The organism is Streptococcus sp. KHUD_016 (assembly GCF_051106465.1).
Classification (GTDB): domain Bacteria; phylum Bacillota; class Bacilli; order Lactobacillales; family Streptococcaceae; genus Streptococcus.
Genome location: NZ_CP193663.1, coordinates 1,652,929 through 1,673,372, shown reverse-complemented (window position 1 = coordinate 1,673,372; position 20,444 = coordinate 1,652,929). Strand labels below are relative to the sequence as shown.

The window sequence follows — 20,444 nt, the reverse complement described above, 5'->3', positions numbered from 1 at the left end:
TTACCCTTTTCGTCGAGTTGGATGGGAGATATTGTTGAAGAATAAGCCCTCAATATGATAGAAACCGTTTACAAATAACTTTAAAAATGATATGATTTAATTAAACCGGTTTACTCAGTTGCTATAAATCTCTAATTTGAGATTTAGTTCCTATTGATTTTACAATATGTTTATTGGAGTGTACACATGCAAACAAAAACAAAGAAGCTCATTGTGAGTTTGTCTTCACTTGTTTTATCGGGATTTTTATTAAACCATTATATGACAGTTGGAGCGGAAGAAACGACTACGAATACCATTCAGCAAAGCCAGAAGGAAGTTCAGTATCAGCAAAGGGATACCAAAAATTTAGTTGAAAATGGTGATTTTAGTCAGACGGAGAACGGAAGCAGTCCTTGGACAGGAAGCAAAGCTAAGGGGTGGTCAGCTTGGGTAGACCAGAAGAATAGTTCTTCAGGTGCCTCAACTCGAGTCATTGAAGCCAAGGATGGGGCTGTCACTATCTCAAGTTCTGAGAAACTAAGGGCAGTAGTTCACCGTATAGTCCCTATTGAAGCTAAGAAAAAGTATAAACTGCGTTTCAAGATTAAAACAGATAATAAAGTGGGGATTGCTAAGGTTCGCATCATTGAGGAAAGTGGTAAGGACAAGCAATTGTGGAATTCTGCAACAATGTCGGGAACAAAGGACTGGCAGACTATTGAAGCAGACTATAGCCCGACTTTAGATGTTGATAAAATCAAGCTGGAGTTATTCTATGAAACGGGAACAGGGACTGTTTCCTTTAAGGATATTGAGCTGGTAGAGGTAGCAGACCAGCCTTCTGAGGATTCTCAAACAGATAAACAGCTTGAGGAAAAGATTGATTTACCAATTGGGAAAAAACATGTCTTTGCTCTTGCGGACTATACTTATAAGGTAGAAAATCCTGACGTTGCTTCAGTCAAAAATGGAATTTTAGAACCTCTTAAGGAAGGGACAACCAATGTCATTATCAGTAAAGATGGCAAGGAAGTGAAAAAGATTCCTTTGAAGATTCTAGCCTCTGTTAAGGATGCATACACAGACCGTTTGGATGACTGGAATGGCATCATCGCTGGGAATCAATACTATGATTCTAAAAATGAACAGATGGCCAAGTTAAACCAGGAGCTGGAAGGAAAGGTAGCTGATAGCCTATCCAGTATTTCAAGTCAGGCGGACCGCACCTATTTGTGGGAAAAATTTTCAAATTATAAAACGTCTGCGAATCTGACTGCCACTTATCGGAAATTAGAGGAGATGGCCAAGCAAGTGACCAATCCTTCTTCTCGTTATTATCAAGATGAAACCGTCATTCGAACAGTTAGGGATTCCATGGAATGGATGAATAAACATGTCTACAATAGTGAAAAGAGCATTGTTGGGAACTGGTGGGATTATGAAATCGGTACACCTCGTGCCATCAACAATACCTTGTCTCTGATGAAAGAATACTTCTCAGATGAGGAAATAAAAAAATATACAGATGTGATTGAAAAATTTGTGCCAGATCCCGAACATTTCCGAAAGACGACTGATAACCCATTTAAGGCCCTAGGTGGAAACTTAGTGGATATGGGAAGGGTAAAAGTAATAGCTGGTTTACTGCGCAAGGATGACCAAGAAATTTCTTCTACCATTCGTTCGATTGAGCAAGTGTTTAAGTTGGTAGACCAAGGCGAAGGTTTTTATCAGGATGGATCTTATATCGACCACACCAATGTTGCCTATACGGGTGCTTATGGAAATGTCTTGATTGATGGCCTGTCTCAACTGTTGCCAGTTATTCAAAAGACCAAGAGCCCAATCGATAAAGATAAAATGCAAACCATGTACCACTGGATTGATAAATCGTTTGCTCCTTTGCTAGTGAATGGAGAGCTGATGGATATGAGTCGTGGCCGCTCTATCAGTCGTGCAAATAGCGAGGGGCATGTGGCCGCAGTAGAAGTACTAAGAGGGATTCACCGGATAGCGGATATGTCTGAAGGAGAAACCAAACAACGGTTGCAGAGTCTTGTGAAGACCATTGTTCAATCAGATAGTTATTATGATGTCTTTAAGAATTTGAAGACTTATAAGGATATCAGTTTGATGCAATCCTTGTTAAGCGATGCTGGAGTCGCAAGTACTCCAAGAACAAGTTACCTATCTGCCTTTAACAAGATGGATAAAACAGCTATGTACAATGCAGAGAAAGGGTTTGGATTTGGCTTATCACTCTTTTCCAGTCGTACCTTGAATTACGAACACATGAACAAGGAAAACAAACGTGGTTGGTATACAAGTGATGGGATGTTCTATCTCTATAATGGTGATTTGAGTCACTATAGCGATGGCTACTGGCCAACAGTTAATCCCTATAAGATGCCTGGTACGACAGAGACGGATGCTAAGAGATTGGATAGTGATACAGGTAAAGTTCTACCGTCTGCTTTCGTTGGAACGAGCAAACTAGATGAGGCCAATGCGACAGCAACCATGGATTTCACTAACTGGAATCAAACATTGACTGCTCATAAGAGCTGGTTTATGCTGAAGGATAAGATTGCCTTTTTAGGAAGCAATATCCAGAACACTTCAACAGATACTGCTGCAACTACAATTGACCAGAGAAAACTGGAATCAAGTGATCCATATAAAGTCTATGTCAATGATAAAGAAGCCTCCCTCCCAGAACAAGAAAAGGATTATCCTGAAACCCAAAGTGTCTTTTTAGAATCGTCCAATTCGAAAAAGAATATTGGTTACTTTTTCTTTAAGAAGAGTTCAATCAGTATGAGTAAGGCTGTCCAAAAGGGATCTTGGAAGGATATCAATGAAGGACAGTCAGACAAGGAAGTCGAAAATGAATTTCTTACGATTAGTCAGGCTCATAAGCAAAATGGAGATTCTTATGGCTATATGCTCATCCCTAACGTGGATCGTGCCACCTTCAATCAAATGGTAAAAGAGTTAGAAAGTAGCCTCATCGATAACAATGAGACCCTTCAGTCTGTTTATGATGCCAAACAAGGAGTTTGGGGCATTGTGAAATATGATGATTCTGTCTCTACTATTTCCAACCAATTCCAAGTCTTGAAACGTGGAGTCTATACTATTCGAAAAGAAGGGGATGACTATAAGGTTGCCTACTACAATCCTGAAACCCAGGAATCAGCGCCAGATCAGGAAGTCTTTAAAAAGTTAGAAAAAGCAGCTCAGCCACAAACTCAGGATTCAAAAGAAAAGGAAAAATCTGAAGAAGAAAAGAACCATTCGGATCAAAAGAATCTCCCTCATACAGGAGAAGGTCAGTCAATCTTGGCAAGTCTAGGGCTATTGCTACTTGGGGCGGTTTATCTGTTCCGCAGAGGAAAGAACAACTGATTTGTTCATCATCTAGATGAATCACATGAAACTGTGGAAAATAGAAAAAATCCGAAGAAGGTCAAACATCTTCGGATTTTTCTTTTAAAAAAGGATAAGTTAACACTTATCCTTTTTCACTTCATTTTATCTGAGTGTAACATACTGTTTGGCAATCTCGCTGATGCGGTCAAAGTCGCCTTGGGAAGCGAGTTTATTGAGTTCGCCACCAATTCCAACGGCGTCTGCACCAGCAGCGAACCATTGAGGAATGTTATTTAGGCCGACTCCTCCGGTTACCATTACGGAAACTTGTGGGATTGGCGCCTTGACTGCAGAGATATATGATGGACTGAGAGCACTACCTGGGAAGAGTTTGATGATTTCACTACCGGCTTCAAGTGCAGTCGTTATCTCTGTGAGGGTAATACAGCCTGGAATGTACGGTGTGCTGTAAAGATTGCACATTTTTGCAGTTTCAGCATGGAAAGATGGAGAAACAACGTAATTTGCTCCGGCTAGAATGGCATCTCTAGCAGTTACGGCATCAAGCACAGTACCTGCACCGATACAAACACTCTGATCGTCCTGATACAAGTCTACAAGTTCCTTGATGATTTGCCCTGCATACTGATTGGTATAGGCAATTTCAATAGCTTTGATACCGCCCTTGATACAAGCAATCGAAGCTTGTAGTCCTTCTTCCTTTGTATTTCCTCGAATGACAGCGACAATTTTTTGTTTTTTTAGTTCAATAATCGTATCTGATTTGGTCATGTAATTCTCCTAACGAATGATATCTTGTGCATTTTCCAGTAATTTTTCAATACTAGCTGCGGGAGTGGAGAGATGGTCTCCTGGAAGAGTACATTTGAGAGTGGCACTGGCAACTGCAAAGTCAATGCTAGTTTTTAGGGAGGAATGATGGAGTAGTTGGTAAAGGGCACCAGAGATAAAGGCATCCCCGCTACCAACTCGTTGATAGACTGCAGTTTTTAGTTGGACAGACTCTTCAAATCGTTCTCCCAGAGCATAGGCTTGATAGACATTTTTGTCTTGCTCATCACTAGAGCGGAGGGTATGGAAAATGGCCTTGAAACCATAGGTTTTTTTTAAAAGTTGCATGCGATTTTCCACCTCTTTTAGGCTAGCTCTGTCTCTTGGGAACATCTCTAGATTTTGGTCATCAATCATGAGAGGATCAATACCAAAGCAATAATCAGCGAAACGAGCAAACTTAGAAAATTCATACTTGGCTTCTAGGACTGAAATCATCTTTGTTCTCAGATTGAGATCCATTGAAACGATAATCCCTCGGCGCTTGGCTTCTTCCAAGAGTAGGAGAAGGAGCGTACGAACCTCTTGACCGATAGCTACGGTGATTCCACTAAAATGAAAATGGCTAATCCCCTGAAAGAGAGAATCCATATCTAGCATGTTTGGCCGAATCTGACTGATGCTCGTATGCTTACGATCGTAGAAAACTTCACTTTGACGACAACCAAAGCCGTTCTCCAAATAGTAGAGGCCGATTCGATCGCCAAGCCGATAGATTGAACTGGTATCGATTTGGTGCTGTTTCAAGAATGTAATAAAACGATCTCCAATCTCGTTGGCAGGGAGTGCGGTAAAGACTTTCGTTGAGATACCCAGGGCTTGCAAATTACAAGCGATATTAATTTCTGATCCGCCAAAATAAGTCGAACTGGCAACATGATCGCCGATACTGGTGGCATCTAATGGTGAGATTCGAATTAATGGTTCGCCAAACAGTAAGATTTTCGTCATCCATTAGTTCCTTTCTGGTTTAGAATAGCTTTACTTGGCTAATACTTCTTTCAAATAAGCAGCGACTTCATCATCTTGGCAGTTTTCAAAGAAGTATTCTTGGAAGTATTTGCCAGAGATGGTGTCTTTGAGGAAGTCTTGGTCGATTGTTTTAAGGATGGTTATCAAATCATTGTGGGTGATTTGTTTCACCTCGTTTAAGATACGAGCGTTGCGTTGTTCAGGGATTACACGTTCTCTTGGGTAGCCACCGCCCATTTCTTCAGCAAATAAGCGTTCAAACATCAATTTGAGGGTCAGTTCTGCCCCCCAGCCAAATCCTTTGGCATAAGGGATAGACAAGGCGTTACCACCATTGATTTGAGAATAAAGGTAAGCGTCAGTTGGGTCCACTGCTAGACCACAGACAACACCAGGGAAGCTGTTCAAAGCAAGCATAGCCCCTACACCTGTACCACAGCCGGTAACAACAAAGTCGACTGCTTTTGTATTTAAAAGGATAGCAGCCATTAGTCCGTTTTGTACGTATGTTAATGGATTTTCACCTTCTTCTCCACGCATACCATAGTTAAATAATTGGTAGCCTTTTTTATCTGTTGCTTCTTTCAGACTATCGTAAATAATGTGATTCTTGCTAGCTTGACTATTTTCATTGATTAATGCGATTTTCATAAGATCTTCTTTCTATTGTTACTCAGGTTGTTTTCCGATGTAGGCTAAGATACCGCCATCTACATATAGGATGTGGCCATTGACAAAATTGCTGGCATCACTAGCGAGAAAGACAGCAGGGCCCATCAAATCTTCAGGATTCCCCCAACGTGCAGCAGGTGTTTTTGCAATGATGAACTGGTCAAATGGGTGGCGAGAACCATCTTCTTGTAACTCACGAAGAGGTGCTGTTTGAGGAGTGGCAATATAACCCGGTCCAATTCCGTTACATTGGATATTGGCTCCACCGTATTCAGACGCAATGTTGCGGGTCAACATTTTCAAGCCCCCTTTAGCGGCAGCATAAGCGCTAACTGTTTCACGTCCCAGTTCGCTCATCATCGAACAAATATTGATAATCTTTCCATGCCCTTTCTTTATCATAGAAGGAATAACTGCCTTTGAAACGATAAATGGTGCGTTTAAGTCAATATCGATGACCTTACGGAAATCAGCGGCGCTCATTTCGCACATTGGAACTCGGCGGATAATACCAGCATTATTAACGAGGATGTCAATGACACCAACCTCTTGTTCGATTTGCTTGACCATGGCTTGGATACCGTTCTCGTCTGTCACGTCACAGACATACCCATAGGCTTCTATGCCAACTTCACGATAAGCTTCAATCCCTTTATTGACCAGGTCTTGATTGATATCGTTAAAGACGATAGTAGCACCCGCTTCTGCATAGGACTTGGCAATCGCAAATCCAATTCCATAAGAAGCGCCTGTAATGAGAGCAATTTTTCCTTTTAAAGAAAACTGCTCAATTGAGAATGATGTATTTGTCATTTGATACTTCCTTTCAAATTTGTTAAGACTTCTCTATAACCAAATTATATTCTAGTAAACCGGTTTTGTCAATAATTAAATGTTTATATTTCTTAAAATCTTTGTTTTCCTAAAAAACGGAAGATTTTGAAATTTCTGTCTATTATAATGGTTAAATAAACAATGAAAGCGCTAATATTTTTTTAAAAAAACTATTGACAAGATAAAAATAAAGGTTTACAATGGGAAATGTAAAGTAAACCGGTAAACTCAAACAAGGAAGGAGAAAAGATGAAAATTGTACTTGTAGGGCATGGACATTTTGCCACAGGGATTTATAGTTCTTTACAATTGATTGCAGGCGATCAAGAAAATGTGGAGGCGATTGACTTTGTGGAAGGAATGTCAGCAGATGAACTCAAGCAAAAAATCTTACTTGCAATTTCAAATGAAGAAAAAGTTTTAATCCTAAGTGATCTCTTGGGAGGGACACCATTTAAGGTTTCTTCTACTATAATGGGAGAAAATCCAGCCAAAACAATGAATGTTCTCTCGGGTTTGAACTTAGCCATGTTAATGGAAGCAGTCTTTGCTAGAATGGCTCATAGCTTTGATGAGGTTGTTAATAAATCAGTAGCGGCGGCCCAGGGCGGAGTCGTAAATGGTAAAGAATTGTTTTCAACTGATGTAGAGGCAGAGGAAGAAGATTTCGAATCAGGTATTTAAAGGATTAAAGAATGATAAAAAAGATTACGATTGAAGAAATAAAATCGCCTGAGCGCTTCTTAGAAGTACCACTTCTGACGAAAGAAGAAGTCGGTCAGGCAATTGAAAAGGTTATTAGGCAGTTAGAACTCAACCTTGACTATTTCAAGGAAGATTTCCCCACACCAGCTACCTTTGATAATGTCTATCCAATTATGGATAACACAGAATGGACCAATGGTTTCTGGACGGGAGAACTGTGGTTGGCTTATGAATACAGTCAACAGGATGCATTTAAAAACATGGCACATAAAAATGTTCTTTCTTTTCTGGAGCGTGTCAATAAGAGAGTAGAGTTGGATCACCATGATCTCGGTTTCTTGTACACACCGTCTTGTATGGCTGAATATAAGATAAATGGAGATGGAGATGGAGAGGCTAGAGAAGCAGCCTTGAAAGCTGCAAATAAGTTGATTGAACGCTATCAAGAAAAAGGTGGCTTCATTCAGGCTTGGGGAGACTTGGGCAAAAAAGAACATTACCGTTTGATTATCGACTGCTTGCTCAATATTCAACTCTTGTTCTTTGCTTATCAAGAAACAGGCAATCAAAAATACTACGATATTGCAGAAAGTCATTTCTATGCTTCAGCTAATAATGTAATCCGTGATGACGCTTCGTCCTTCCACACCTTCTATTTTGATCCTGAGACAGGTCAACCCCTTAAAGGTGTAACGAGACAAGGGTATAGTGATGATTCATGCTGGGCACGTGGTCAATCATGGGGAGTCTATGGTATTCCTTTGACTTATCGTTATCTGAAAGACGAGTCCTGCTTTGACTTGTTTAAGGGTGTAACCAATTATTTCTTGAATCGTCTGCCAAAAGATCATGTTTCTTATTGGGATTTGATTTTTAATGATGGTAGTGATCAATCACGAGATTCTTCAGCAACAGCTATCGCCGTCTGTGGGATTCATGAAATGTTAAAACATCTCCCAGAGGTGGATGCTGACAAAGATATTTATAAACATGCTATGCATGCCATGCTTCGTTCCTTGATCGAACATTATGCAAATGATCAATTTACCCCTGGTGGGACAAGTCTCCTCCACGGTGTGTACTCATGGCATTCAGGTAAAGGAGTGGATGAAGGCAATATCTGGGGTGACTACTATTACCTAGAAGCGCTTATCCGTTTCTACAAAGACTGGAACCTATATTGGTAGGAGGAGAAATATGACAACGCCAAATATTATTATGACCCGTATCGATGAACGGTTGATTCACGGGCAAGGACAACTTTGGGTAAAATACTTAGGTTGTAATACGGTCATTGTCGCCAATGACGAAGTGAGCACGGACAAGATGCAACAAACTCTGATGAAAACAGTTGTGCCAGACTCAGTTGCTATGCGTTTCTTCCCTTTACAAAAGGTGATTGATATCATTCACAAGGCTAACCCTGCTCAAACAATTTTTATCGTTGTGAAGGATGTAAAAGATGCTTTAACCTTGGTAGAAGGTGGTGTCCCTATCAAAGAAATCAATATCGGGAACATTCACAATGCCCCTGGTAAAGAGCAGGTGACACGCTCTATCTTCCTAGGTGAAGAGGACAAGGTAGCTCTTAAGGAATTGAGTCAAACGCATCAAGTAACATTTAATACGAAAACAACTCCAACAGGAAACGATGGAGCTGTTGAAGTCAATATTCTGGACTATATTTAAAAGAGGAGATCGTTATGTCGATTAATGTATTTCAAGCGATTTTAATTGGATTATGGACAGCTTTCTGTTTTAGTGGAATGCTGTTAGGAATTTACACCAATAGATGTATTGTTCTGTCATTTGGTGTCGGAATTATTCTAGGTGATTTGCCTACTGCTCTTGCAATGGGAGCTATTGGTGAATTGGCTTATATGGGATTCGGTGTTGGTGCTGGAGGTACTGTTCCACCAAACCCAATCGGACCTGGTATCTTTGGTACCTTGATGGCTATCACTAGTGCTGGTAAAGTCAGTCCAGAAGCGGCTCTTGCCCTCTCTACTCCGATTGCTGTGGCGATTCAATTCTTACAAACTTTCGCTTACACTGTACGTGCTGGAGCACCTGAAACGGCGATGAAGCACTTGAAAAACCATAATTTGAAGAAATTCAAGTTTACTCTAAATGCAACAATTTGGTTGTTTGCCTTTATTGGATTTACCTTGGGTTGCTTGGGTGCCCTTTCAATGGATACCTTGTTGAAACTCGTAGACTACATTCCACCGGTATTGCTTACAGGTTTGACAGTTGCTGGTAAAATGCTCCCAGCTATCGGTTTTGCAATGATCTTGTCAGTGATGGCTAAGAAAGAGTTGATTCCGTTTGTCTTATTGGGATATGTTTGTGCAGCTTATCTAAACATCCCAACAATTGGTATTGCAATTGTAGGTACTATCTTTGCTTTGATTGAATTTTATAACAAGCCAAAAACAGCGAATCATGTGGTAGAGGAGGAAGCACACGATGACTGGATCTAACAAATTAACAAAACGTGATTATCTTAAAACGTCTTTGCGGGCATTCTTTTTACAAAATGGATTTAACTATAGTAACTATCAAGGGTTGGGATATGCCAATGTAATGTATCCTGCTTTGAAAAAACACTATGGAGCGGATCAGGAAGGTTTCTACCAAGCCTTGGAAGAAAACTGTGAATTCTATAATACCAACCCACACTTCCTGCCTTTTATTACCAGCTTGCACCTTGTAATGTTGGAAAATGGTCGCCCAGCAAAAGAAACACGTAGCATCAAGATGGCCTTGATGGGACCATTGGCAGGTATTGGGGATTCTCTCTCTCAATTTTGTTTAGCTCCATTGTTCTCAACCATCGCAGCTTCGTTTGCTCAAGAAGGCTTGGTTGTCGGTCCAATCTTGTTCTTCCTTGCGATGAATACGATTTTGACAGCTATTAAATTGTCAACTGGTCTGTATGGATACAAACTAGGAACAACTGTGATTGATAAACTAAGCGAACAGATGGCAACGATTTCTCGTATTGCCAATATTATCGGTGTAACCGTAATTGCTGGTTTGGCAGCGACATCTGTTAAGATTATGGTGCCGATTACCTTTGCTGCAGGGGAAGTAAAAGCAGACGCTAAACAAAGTATCGTAAGCATTCAGGGAATGCTTGATAAGGTTGCTCCGGCTCTTCTACCAGCCCTATTTACACTTTTAGTTTACTACTTGATCAAAGAAAAGAAATGGACAACATATAAACTCGTTATTTTAACAGTTATCATCGGAATTATCGGAAGCTGGCTTAAGATTCTAGCTTAATGGATACGACATTGTTTTATGGAATAGTGATTGTCTTGGCAGTGAGCCCCCTTTTACTGTCAAGCTTTCATTCTATTCGTCAGCAAAAGTTGCTTCGCAAACAGATGGAGCAACGACAAGAGTATTTAGCTTCTTTAACATCTGATGATGAAGTGTTGTTGTTGTCTGGAATTCATGGAAAAATCATTTCTATCAAAGATGACTTGATCTCTTTGCAGATTGCAAAAGGAGTCGTCATCTATGTAGAAAAGGAAAGTGTAATGGGAAAGACAAAAGAACTGCTTTTTAAGTAGTTCTTTTTCTGGTAAAAGATAATGAAAGAAGAAAGAAGACAATTTTTTGAAAGAGTTGACGGGGACCAATGTCGTGACTATATCTTGTCCCACTGTTCAAAAGACTATGAGAAGGTCAAGCGTTCCCTTGAACGCTTGATGGACAATCGTTTTATGTTTGATAGTCCTTGGGATATGGAACCTTGTTCAAAAATCTATCAAATCCAGCCGATGGTGTGGAATCAAGTATTTGAAGATGATCCAGAATGGGTTTATATGCTCAATCGACAAGAATATCTCTTGCAGTTTATGATAGGGTATCTGGTAGAGGGAGATAAGGGCTATATTCAAAAGTGCAAGTTCTTTCTATTTGATTGGATTGAGCAGGTGAGAGAGTTTTCTCCTCAATCTTTGATGACTAGAACCTTGGATACAGGCATTCGTTCCTTTACTTGGTTAAAACTACTCTTGCTCTTCTCGAAATTTGACTTGCTAGAAGAGGAAGAGCTAGAGAAAATTTTGGTCAGTCTAGAAAAGCAGATTGACTTTATGAAAAGCCACTATCGCGCCAAGTACACCCTTAGTAACTGGGGAATTTTACAAACAATTCCTATGCTTGCTATCTATCATTTCTTTTCAGATAAGATGGATTTAGAAGAAGTTTACCTTTTTGCTTCAGAGGAGTTGAAACAGCAAATTGAGAAGCAGATTTTAGAGGATGGAAGCCAGTTTGAACAGTCGATTCTATATCATGTAGAGGTTTATAAAGCCTTGCTAGACTTGTGTCTCTTGCTTCCAGACTTGCAAGATAGCTTTCAAGAGTTGCTGGAAAAGATGGCGACTTACATTCAGATGATGACAGGCCTGGATGGACGGACTCTGGCTTTTGGTGATAGCGATTCTACAGAAACGACAGAGATTTTGAGCCTGTCTGCTGTGGTTTTGAACAAGGAAGATCTTCTTAACGGTCTGGATGTTAAAGTTGATTTGCTTAGCCTCTTGTTCCTAGGGCGAGAAAAGGTCAAGCGACTGCAGGAATTTGAAAAGAGAGCTTGGCAGCCTAAGTCCATGATCTTTGAAGACTCTGGACATGTCTGCATTAAGGATGAACATCGTTATCTATTTTTCAAAAACGGCCCGATGGGAAGTGCCCATAGCCATAGTGACGAGAATAGTTTTTGCTTACAGTATCAAGGTCAACCGATTTTCATAGATGCTGGGCGTTATTCTTATCGGGAGATAGATGAACGTTATCTCTTAAAGAGTGCTTGGAGTCATTCGACCTGTATGGTAGATGGGAAAGCTCCAGAAAGGATTACGGGATCCTGGGAATATGAATACTATCCTCACTCCCTGTTTTGTCACCACAAAGAAAGAGAGGGAGTGCATTATATTGAGGGGGCTTATTTGTCAGTAGATCCTGATTTGCCTTATCTTTACAGGAGAAAAATCCTCATGTTGGCAGAGGATGTCTGGCTCTTGGTAGATGATATCAGGTGTCAAGGTCAGCATGAGGCGTTGACCCAGTTTATTCTTGACAAGGATGTGACCTATCAAGATGGGAAAATCAATCAGTTGAGACTATGGAGTGAAGTTGATTTTGATTTAGAAGCTACCATTATTTCTCCTAAATACAATGAACTTGAAAAAAGCAGCAAACTCACCAAGCGCCAATTCTTTGAGAATCAGATGCTGGATTATACCATCATTGCGCATGAGAGTTTTGAAATCATCCTTCATTCTGTCTACCAGACAGATGGTCGTGAAGTGGAAAATGCTCTGGCTTTTGAAGTGAAAAATGACGAAACAGACAAGCTGATTTTGTTATTAAGCGAGGACATTTGTGTAGGTGAAAAATTATGCCTCGTTGACGGAACAAAAATGCGTGGGAAATGTCTAGTATATGATAAAATAAATGAGAGAATGATTCGCTTGCAGTGCTAGAAATAGGCATTTTGAATGGTGAATATGTTATACTAAGTATTAGTAGGAGGTGTTTTAGATTGGAGAAGAAACTGACCATAAAAGACATTGCAGAAATGGCTCAGACCTCGAAAACAACCGTGTCATTTTACCTAAACGGGAAATATGAAAAAATGTCCCGAGAGACACGTGAAAAGATTGAAAAAGTTATTCATGAAACAAATTACAAACCGAGCATTGTTGCGCGTAGCTTAAACTCCAAACGAACAAAATTAATTGGTGTTTTGATCGGTGATATTACCAACAGTTTCTCAAACCAAATTGTTAAGGGAATTGAGGATATCGCCAGCCAGAATGGCTACCAGGTAATGATAGGAAATAGTAATTACAGCCAAGAGAGTGAGGACCGGTATATTGAAAGCATGCTTCTCTTGGGAGTAGACGGCTTTATTATTCAGCCGACCTCTAATTTCCGAAAATATTCTCGTATCATCGATGAGAAAAAGAAGAAAATGGTCTTTTTTGATAGTCAGCTCTATGAACACCGGACTAGCTGGGTCAAAACCAATAACTATGATGCCGTTTATGACATGACCCAGTCCTGTATCGAAAAAGGTTATGAGCATTTTCTTTTGATTACAGCGGATACGAGTCGCTTGAGTACTCGGATTGAGCGGGCAAGTGGTTTTGTGGATGCTTTGACAGATGCTAATATGCGCCACGCCAGTCTAACCATTGAAGATAAGCATACGAATTTGGAACAAATTAAGGAATTTTTACAAAAAGAAATCAATCCCGATGAAAAAACTCTGGTATTTGTTCCTAACTGTTGGGCCCTACCTCTAGTCTTTACCGTTATCAAAGAGTTGAACTATAACTTGCCACAAGTTGGGTTGATTGGTTTTGACAATACGGAGTGGACTTGCTTTTCTTCTCCAAGTGTTTCGACGCTGGTTCAGCCCGCCTTTGAAGAAGGACAACAGGCTACAAAGATTTTGATTGACCAGATTGAAGGCCGCAATCAAGAAGAAAGGCAACAAGTCTTGGATTGTAGTGTGAGTTGGAAAGAGTCTACTTTCTAAGATGAAAGGGAAATGACTTGTGACCTCTGTTAAGAAATAAAAGAATCCCACCTAGAACGAACTAGGTGGGATTCTTTGCCTATAAATTAAAAAATTAGCGAATCTTGGTCTATTTTTTAACGTGTTCCGATAAAAAGGCATAGGTCATGGTTCCAAAGATGGCACCAATTCCCAAACCCAAGACTAGTAAAGGGAGCATTTTATCGAACTGGGAGAGATTGTCCCAAAAGGTATCGAGGGGAAGATGCTGAACAAAGAGTTTGTGAAAGGCTGATAAGACAAACAAGCCAATTGGAATGCTGATGAATACACCCCAACTACGAAGGTTGATTTGACTTTTGCTGTATCTTTTGTGATGGATTTCGGACGGGTCATCCTTGTCGAAATGTAAGTTGCGAACTGCTAGTCTCGCCCTAGATGAGAGGACGAAGATAAGTCCAAAATAGAGGTAGGGCATGGCATCTCGAACCAACTCTATGAAGCGTCCAAATAGGAGATAGAACAAGAAGAGTAGGAGGGAGGAGTAAACGATTTGGATCAAGGCACGGGCACAAGCCTTGTAAATCATCTCTTGACGGCATTCATCAAAAGGCCCTTGTATGTGAAAGAATAGTTTGAGTAAGCGAGTGGTGAAATCTTCTTTTTTCATGGGAGTAACCTTCTAAATGAGCGATTTTTGATTGACTTCTTTAAAGAGTTGATAGAGAGTATAGAAGTAAACCAAACTAAAAATGATACAGATTATTAGAAATACCAGGTATCTCCAATCCATAGGATTTGTTAAAAGTTGTGGAAAGGATATGAGGATAAAACAGAGAGATGCGTTTAGAAGACGTATTTTTTTTGATTGGATTTTCTGGAATCTCTGTCCCTTGTTCAATACAGGAAGGAATAAAAGAAAGATAATCAAGAAAGGATGCTCAATATGTCCAGAAAGTAGGAAAAAGGTAACAAAGATACTGATAAAAACATGGCTGATCAGTAGTCTAGCTAGTGATTTCATAAGGTACCTCCTAGTCGTCTTCATGGTCTTTCTTGGCTTTTCGAATGCGAAGAGAGACGATAATTTGTATCATCAGTCCAAAAAAGAACGCTCCCAGTATAGTTTTTAAAATATGTTTTGAATTCAGAAGAGAACTGATGAAATTTGAATTTTCACTGGTTAGGGTATCGATGAGTGGCATTATAAAAAATATCGCTATGCCATAGATCAGACCGGCTTTTAGACCAGGAAAATGTAGCTGTTTGCTTTCTTTTTTACTCAGCATTTCGGGATCAATAGCTGTGATGCCCGTTTTCTTGGTTTGAGAGACCACATAGAGGGCAGCCATCATCGAAATGCCAAACACCACGAGAGGATAACCGATAGCGACAATTTGCGGGTATTTATAAGCAAGGACAAAGGGGATGAGGTTGCCAAATGTCATCAGATAAAAGAGGACAATAAAGACCTGATTCCCGATACGATCGGCCTCGCGCCGTTTGTGTTCGTCAAGGGGACCAGAAATACCGTATATGCGTTTGATGAGTTTTTCAGTGAGAGTTTCTTTTTTCATTTGTTTGCTCCTTTTTTAAAAATCGTCTTCCCAAAAGAGACTGTTGAGGTCAGTTTGGAGGCTGCGGGCGAGGTTGAGACAGAGTTCTAGGGTTGGATTGTACTTGTCATTTTCAATCATGTTGATGGTCTGTCTCGAGACACCGATATCTTTGGCGAGCTCGAGCTGGGAAATGCCCAGTTCCTTGCGGAATTCTTTCACACGATTCATAGGGTCTCCTTTCTGATATGTCGTATATATTTGACTATATTATATTCTTTTGGGGATGAGGTGTCAAGTATATATGACATATTTTTGAGAATTTTTTTCGAAGAAACTTAGCCTTGTCTGACAAGTGCAAGCTGGTCAGATTTGTGGTAAAATAGATAGGATATGACAAAAGAATTTCATCATGTAACGGTCTTGCTTCATGAAACGATTGATATGCTTGACGTAAAACCTGACGGTATCTACGTTGATGCGACTTTGGGCGGAGCAGGCCATAGCGAATATTTATTAAGTAAATTGAGCGAAAAAGGGCATCTCTATGCCTTTGACCAGGACCAGAATGCCATTGACAATGCGCAAAAACGGTTGGCACCCTATATCGAAAAGGGGATGGTAACCTTTATCAAGGATAACTTCCGTCATTTGCAGGCACGTTTGCAGGAGGCTGGTGTCCAGGAAATTGATGGAATTTGTTATGACTTGGGAGTGTCCAGTCCTCAGCTGGATCAGCGTGAACGTGGTTTTTCTTATAAAAAGGATGCGCCACTGGATATGCGGATGAATCAGGAAGCTAGTCTGACGGCCTATGAGGTGGTCAATCATTATGACTATCATGACCTGGTTCGGATCTTTTTCAAGTATGGTGAGGATAAATTTTCTAAACAGATTGCCCGTAAGATTGAGCAAGCGCGTGAGGTGAAACCCATTGAGACAACGACGAAGTTGGCAGAGATTATCAAGTCAGCCAAGCCTGCCAAGGAGCTCAAGAAAAAGGGACACCCTGCCAAGCAGATTTTTCAGGCTATCCGAATCGAAGTCAATGATGAGCTGGGCGCTGCAGATGAATCTATCCAGCAGGCCATGGACATGCTGGCTCTGGATGGTAGAATCTCGGTCATTACCTTCCATTCGCTGGAAGACCGCTTGACCAAGCAATTATTCAAGGAAGCTTCAACAGTGGAAGTTCCCAAAGGCTTGCCCTTCATTCCAGATGACCTTAAGCCCAAGATGGAATTGGTATCCCGTAAGCCAATCTTGCCAAGTGCTGAAGAGCTAGAAGCCAACAATCGTTCGCATTCAGCCAAGTTGCGCGTGGCTAGAAAAATTCACAAGTAAGAGGAAAAACATGGCAGAAAGAATCGAAAAAACAAGCCAGTTATTGCAAACGAAGTTCAAAGGTTTTTCACGTGTGGAAAAGGCCTTCTATGTTTCGATTGCTGCAACAATGATTATCCTGGCAATTAGCGTTGTGTTTATGCAGACCAAGCTATTACAAGTTCAGAATGAATTGACCAAGGTCAATGCTCAAATCGAAGAAAAGAAAACCGAGCTAGATGATGCCAAGCAAGAGGTCAATGAATTGATTCGTTCAGAACGTTTGAAAGAGATTGCAAACTCTAAAGATTTGCAGCTGAATAACGAAAATATCCGAGCAGCGGAGTAAGAAATGAAACAGTGGAAAGAAAAAATCATCCGTTATGCCGTTCGTAACCGTAAATCTCCAGAAGAAAATCGCCGAAGAGTAGGGAAAAGCCTGAGTTTATTGGCTGTCATACTCTTCGCTGTCTTTTTGGTGAACTTTGCGGTTATTATCGGAACGGGTAAAAAATTTGGTAAGGATTTGGTTCAAGAGGCCAAAAAGGTTCACCAAACAACCAAGACGATTCCAGCCAAGCGGGGGACCATCTACGATCGTAATGGAACGCCTATTGCTGAGGATGCAACTTCTTATAATATCTATGCTGTTATTGACAAGACCTACAAGTCAGCAACAGGCAAAATTCTCTATGTAGAAGATTCTCAATTTAATAAGGTAGCTGAAATTTTCCATAAATACCTCGATATGGAGGAGTCTTATGTCAAGGAACAACTTTCTCAGCCAGATCTAAAACAGGTGTCTTTTGGTACCAAGGGAAATGGGATCACCTATGCCAATATGATGGCTATTAAAAATGACCTTAAAACAGCTGGCGTTGAGGGAGTTGACTTTACAACTAGCCCTAACCGCAGTTATCCCAATGGACAGTTTGCTTCATCCTTTATCGGTTTAGCGCAACTCCATGAAAATGAGGATGGCACCAAACGTTTGATTGGGACATCTGGATTGGAGAGTTCTTTAAATAGCATTCTGGCGGGTACAGATGGGATCATCACCTATGAGAAAGATCGTCTAGGAAATATTGTCCCGGGTACAGATCAAGCTTCTCAACAAACGGTAGATGGAAAGGATGTGTACACAACCCTTTCTAGTCCCTTGCAATCCTTTATGGAAACGCAGATGGATGCCTTCCAGGAAAAGGTAAAAGGCAAGTATATGACAGCTACCTTGGTCAGTGCAAAGACCGGTGAAATTCTCGCTACCACCCAACGACCTACCTTTAATGCAGATACTAAAGAAGGAATCACTGAGGACTTTGTTTGGCGTGACATTCTTTATCAAAGTAACTATGAACCAGGATCAGCCATGAAGGTGATGACGTTAGCTTCTTCTATTGATAATAATACCTTCCCAAGTGGAGAATACTTCAATAGCAGTGAATTAAAAATAGCGGATGCGACGATTCGAGATTGGGATGTTAATGATGGTTTGACTACTGGTGGGATGATGACTTTCTCACAAGGTTTCGCTCACTCCAGTAATGTTGGAATGAGTCTACTTGAACAAAAAATGGGAGATGCAACTTGGCTGGACTACCTTAACCGCTTTAAGTTTGGGGTGCCGACCCGTTTTGGTCTGACGGATGAGTACACAGGTCAATTGCCTGCTGATAACATTGTCAATATCGCCATGAGTTCATTTGGACAAGGGATTTCTGTTACCCAGACCCAGATGCTTCGTGCCTTTACAGCCATTGCCAACGATGGGGTTATGTTGGAACCGAAATTTATCAGTGCCCTCTATGATCCAAATGACCAGTCTGTTCGTAAGTCTCAAAAAGAAATTGTCGGAAATCCTGTGTCAAAAGCAGCAGCGTCCTCTACTCGGGAGCACATGGTCATGGTCGGGACAGATCCTATCTACGGTACCATGTACAACCACAGTACAGGAAAACCAACTGTTAATGTTCCGGGACAGAATGTTGCCCTGAAGTCAGGAACTGCTCAGATTGCTGATGAGAAGAATGGGGGATATCTAATAGGTGAAACCAATTATATCTTCTCTGTTGTGTCGATGCATCCTGCAGAAAATCCTGATTTTATCCTCTATGTAACGGTGCAACAGCCAGAGCATTATTCTGGTGTTCAGCTGGGAGAGTTTGCCAACCCAATCCTTGAGCGAGCTTCTGCTATGAAGGAATCCCTCAATCTTCAGTCAACTGCCAAGAGCTTGGATCAGGTCAGCAAGACGACAAGCTATGCCATGCCAGCTACCAAGGACTTTACTCCGGGAGACCTAGCAGAGGAATTGCGTCGTAACCTTGTACAACCAATCGTTATTGGAACAGGAACCAAGATCAAGGAACTCTCGGTTTCTGAAGGAGATAATTTGGAAGTCAATCAGCAGATCTTGATCCTGTCAGATAAGGTCGAAGAAATGCCTGATATGTACGGCTGGACAGATGAAAATGTGCAAACATTTGCCAAATGGCTCAATATAGAAGTCGAGTGGGAAGGTAGTGGCAAAACGGTCAAGAAACAAAGTGTCCGTGCCAATACAGCCCTCAAAGACATTAAAAAAATGAAAATAACTTTAGGAGATTAAGATGATTAGTTCCATTAGTGCTGGAGTTCTAGCCTTTCTATTGACCTTGATTGGCATTCCAGCCTTTATCCGATTTTATCGAAAAGCACAGATTACAGGTCAGCAGATGCACGAGGATGTCAAACAACACCAAGCTAAAGCTGGGACTCCAACCATGGGAGGTCTTGTCTTTCTTATCGTTGCAGTAGTTGTGAGCTTTCTTGTTGCTCTCTTTACCCAACAATTGACCAACAATGTAGGCATGATTTTGTTTATCTTGGTTTTGTATGGTTTGGTAGGTTTTTTGGATGATTTTCTCAAGGTCTTTCGTAAGATCAACGAAGGCTTAAATCCCAAGCAAAAACTTGCTCTCCAGCTGCTTGGAGGAGTGATTTTCTACCTCTTTTATGAGCGTGGTGGTGACATGCTTTCAGTCTTTGGTTACCAAGTTCACCTGGGTATTTTCTATATTTTCTTTGCCCTTTTCTGGCTAGTTGGCTTTTCAAACGCAGTAAACTTGACAGACGGGATTGACGGCTTAGCAAGTATTTCCGTGGTGATTAGCTTATCGGCCTACGGTGTGATTGCTTATATGCAAAATCAACTGGATATCCTTCTTGTGATTCTTGCCATGATTGGTGGTTTGCTAGGTTTCTTCGTCTTTAACCACAAGCCTGCCAAGGTCTTCATGGGAGATGTGGGAAGTTTGGCTCTTGGTGGGATGCTGGCAGCAATCTCTATGGCCCTCCACCAAGAATGGACCCTTTTACTGATTGGGATTATCTATGTCTTTGAGACAAGCTCTGTTATGATGCAGGTTACCTACTTCAAACTTAGTGGTGGAAAACGTATTTTCCGTATGACACCTGTGCATCACCATTTCGAGCTTGGAGGATTCTCAGGCAAGGGCAATCCTTGGAGCGAGTGGAAGGTTGACTTCTTCTTTTGGGGAGTTGGGCTTCTAGCAAGTCTCTTGACCTTAGCCTTTTTATACCTACTGTAAAACTAACTTTTGATGACAAAATAAAACAGGATGAAGGTGATC

21 protein-coding genes are annotated in these 20,444 nt (G+C 40.9%); 13 read left to right on the top strand and 8 right to left on the bottom strand.

Going from position 1 to position 20,444, the window contains the following annotated elements:
* Nucleotides 1-186 precede the first annotated feature (186 nt).
* Complete coding sequence (locus ACORHV_RS07985) at nucleotides 187-3,390, top strand: LPXTG-anchored hyaluronate lyase (RefSeq protein ID WP_185755875.1); 3,204 nt, start codon at nucleotides 187-189, stop codon at nucleotides 3,388-3,390.
* Nucleotides 3,391-3,516: 126 nt separating this feature from the next.
* Here the strand turns inward: ACORHV_RS07985 and ACORHV_RS07980 are convergent, their stop codons facing one another.
* The 4 genes from ACORHV_RS07980 to ACORHV_RS07965 are packed head-to-tail and all read right to left on the bottom strand — an operon-like array spanning nucleotide 3,517 to nucleotide 6,663.
* Entirely contained in the window at nucleotides 3,517-4,146 is a 630-nt protein-coding gene (locus ACORHV_RS07980) for a bifunctional 4-hydroxy-2-oxoglutarate aldolase/2-dehydro-3-deoxy-phosphogluconate aldolase (RefSeq protein WP_084944047.1), read from the bottom strand.
* A 9-nt stretch (nucleotides 4,147-4,155) separates the two neighbouring features.
* The gene (locus ACORHV_RS07975) at nucleotides 4,156-5,157 is read right to left on the bottom strand and encodes a sugar kinase (protein ID WP_000161467.1); all 1,002 of its coding nucleotides are present in this window, start codon (nucleotides 5,155-5,157) and stop codon (nucleotides 4,156-4,158) included.
* A 30-nt stretch (nucleotides 5,158-5,187) separates the two neighbouring features.
* Entirely contained in the window at nucleotides 5,188-5,829 is a 642-nt protein-coding gene (locus ACORHV_RS07970) for an RpiB/LacA/LacB family sugar-phosphate isomerase (RefSeq protein ID WP_000684780.1), read from the bottom strand.
* Nucleotides 5,830-5,847: 18 nt separating this feature from the next.
* Entirely contained in the window at nucleotides 5,848-6,663 is an 816-nt protein-coding gene (locus ACORHV_RS07965; RefSeq protein ID WP_033585818.1) for a gluconate 5-dehydrogenase, read from the bottom strand.
* Nucleotides 6,664-6,933: 270 nt separating this feature from the next.
* Between ACORHV_RS07965 and ACORHV_RS07960 the strand changes: the two genes are divergently transcribed.
* The 8 genes from ACORHV_RS07960 to ACORHV_RS07925 are packed head-to-tail and all read left to right on the top strand — an operon-like array spanning nucleotide 6,934 to nucleotide 13,954.
* Nucleotides 6,934-7,368: a PTS sugar transporter subunit IIA gene (locus ACORHV_RS07960; protein WP_434398063.1), complete on the top strand. Its 435-nt coding sequence runs from the start codon at nucleotides 6,934-6,936 to the stop codon at nucleotides 7,366-7,368.
* Between the two features lie 11 nt (nucleotides 7,369-7,379).
* On the top strand, nucleotides 7,380-8,576 hold the full coding sequence (locus tag ACORHV_RS07955) for a glycoside hydrolase family 88 protein (protein WP_000592046.1): 1,197 nt from the start codon (nucleotides 7,380-7,382) through the stop codon (nucleotides 8,574-8,576).
* 10 nt (nucleotides 8,577-8,586) lie between these two features.
* The gene (locus tag ACORHV_RS07950; RefSeq protein WP_000211086.1) at nucleotides 8,587-9,078 is read left to right on the top strand and encodes a PTS sugar transporter subunit IIB; all 492 of its coding nucleotides are present in this window, start codon (nucleotides 8,587-8,589) and stop codon (nucleotides 9,076-9,078) included.
* Nucleotides 9,079-9,092: 14 nt separating this feature from the next.
* Nucleotides 9,093-9,872, top strand: coding sequence for a PTS mannose/fructose/sorbose/N-acetylgalactosamine transporter subunit IIC (locus ACORHV_RS07945; protein WP_000026611.1), 780 nt, complete (start codon nucleotides 9,093-9,095; stop codon nucleotides 9,870-9,872).
* The gene (locus ACORHV_RS07940; protein ID WP_000148024.1) at nucleotides 9,859-10,677 is read left to right on the top strand and encodes a PTS system mannose/fructose/sorbose family transporter subunit IID; all 819 of its coding nucleotides are present in this window, start codon (nucleotides 9,859-9,861) and stop codon (nucleotides 10,675-10,677) included. Before ACORHV_RS07945 ends, ACORHV_RS07940 begins: the two co-directional genes overlap by 14 nt.
* The gene (locus ACORHV_RS07935) at nucleotides 10,677-10,970 is read left to right on the top strand and encodes a preprotein translocase subunit YajC (RefSeq protein ID WP_000381735.1); all 294 of its coding nucleotides are present in this window, start codon (nucleotides 10,677-10,679) and stop codon (nucleotides 10,968-10,970) included. The genes ACORHV_RS07940 and ACORHV_RS07935 overlap by 1 nt, the downstream gene beginning before the upstream one ends.
* Before the next feature lie 21 nt (nucleotides 10,971-10,991).
* Entirely contained in the window at nucleotides 10,992-12,893 is a 1,902-nt protein-coding gene (locus ACORHV_RS07930) for an alginate lyase family protein (RefSeq protein WP_000657072.1), read from the top strand.
* A 59-nt stretch (nucleotides 12,894-12,952) separates the two neighbouring features.
* Entirely contained in the window at nucleotides 12,953-13,954 is a 1,002-nt protein-coding gene (locus ACORHV_RS07925; protein ID WP_000412460.1) for a LacI family DNA-binding transcriptional regulator, read from the top strand.
* 109 nt (nucleotides 13,955-14,063) lie between these two features.
* Here ACORHV_RS07925 and ACORHV_RS07920 read toward each other — a convergent pair whose 3' ends face one another.
* Genes ACORHV_RS07920 through ACORHV_RS07905 form a run of 4 tightly spaced genes read right to left on the bottom strand, consistent with a single transcriptional unit; the run spans nucleotide 14,064 to nucleotide 15,720 of the window.
* On the bottom strand, nucleotides 14,064-14,603 hold the full coding sequence (locus ACORHV_RS07920) for a DUF3278 domain-containing protein (RefSeq protein ID WP_125384854.1): 540 nt from the start codon (nucleotides 14,601-14,603) through the stop codon (nucleotides 14,064-14,066).
* Nucleotides 14,604-14,615: 12 nt separating this feature from the next.
* Complete coding sequence (locus ACORHV_RS07915) at nucleotides 14,616-14,957, bottom strand: hypothetical protein (protein ID WP_185755874.1); 342 nt, start codon at nucleotides 14,955-14,957, stop codon at nucleotides 14,616-14,618.
* A gap of 10 nt (nucleotides 14,958-14,967) precedes the next feature.
* Nucleotides 14,968-15,510 carry a DUF3278 domain-containing protein gene (locus ACORHV_RS07910; protein WP_434398057.1) on the bottom strand — a complete coding sequence of 181 codons (543 nt, stop codon included), beginning with the start codon at nucleotides 15,508-15,510 and terminating at the stop codon, nucleotides 14,968-14,970.
* A 15-nt stretch (nucleotides 15,511-15,525) separates the two neighbouring features.
* Nucleotides 15,526-15,720 carry a helix-turn-helix transcriptional regulator gene (locus ACORHV_RS07905; RefSeq protein WP_001082470.1) on the bottom strand — a complete coding sequence of 65 codons (195 nt, stop codon included), beginning with the start codon at nucleotides 15,718-15,720 and terminating at the stop codon, nucleotides 15,526-15,528.
* 162 nt (nucleotides 15,721-15,882) lie between these two features.
* Here ACORHV_RS07905 and rsmH point away from each other — a divergent pair, with 162 nt between their 5' ends.
* The 4 genes from rsmH to mraY are packed head-to-tail and all read left to right on the top strand — an operon-like array spanning nucleotide 15,883 to nucleotide 20,402.
* Nucleotides 15,883-16,833, top strand: a complete 951-nt coding sequence (rsmH, locus tag ACORHV_RS07900; RefSeq protein WP_434398055.1) for a 16S rRNA (cytosine(1402)-N(4))-methyltransferase RsmH — start codon at nucleotides 15,883-15,885, stop codon at nucleotides 16,831-16,833.
* A 10-nt stretch (nucleotides 16,834-16,843) separates the two neighbouring features.
* A complete protein-coding gene (gene ftsL, locus ACORHV_RS07895; protein WP_000840795.1) occupies nucleotides 16,844-17,161 on the top strand; it encodes a cell division protein FtsL in 318 nt (105 codons plus the stop codon).
* A gap of 3 nt (nucleotides 17,162-17,164) precedes the next feature.
* The gene (gene pbp2X / locus ACORHV_RS07890; protein WP_434398053.1) at nucleotides 17,165-19,420 is read left to right on the top strand and encodes a penicillin-binding protein PBP2X; all 2,256 of its coding nucleotides are present in this window, start codon (nucleotides 17,165-17,167) and stop codon (nucleotides 19,418-19,420) included.
* Nucleotide 19,421: 1 nt separating this feature from the next.
* Nucleotides 19,422-20,402 carry a phospho-N-acetylmuramoyl-pentapeptide-transferase gene (gene mraY, locus ACORHV_RS07885; RefSeq protein WP_000625795.1) on the top strand — a complete coding sequence of 327 codons (981 nt, stop codon included), beginning with the start codon at nucleotides 19,422-19,424 and terminating at the stop codon, nucleotides 20,400-20,402.
* Nucleotides 20,403-20,444 lie beyond the last annotated feature (42 nt).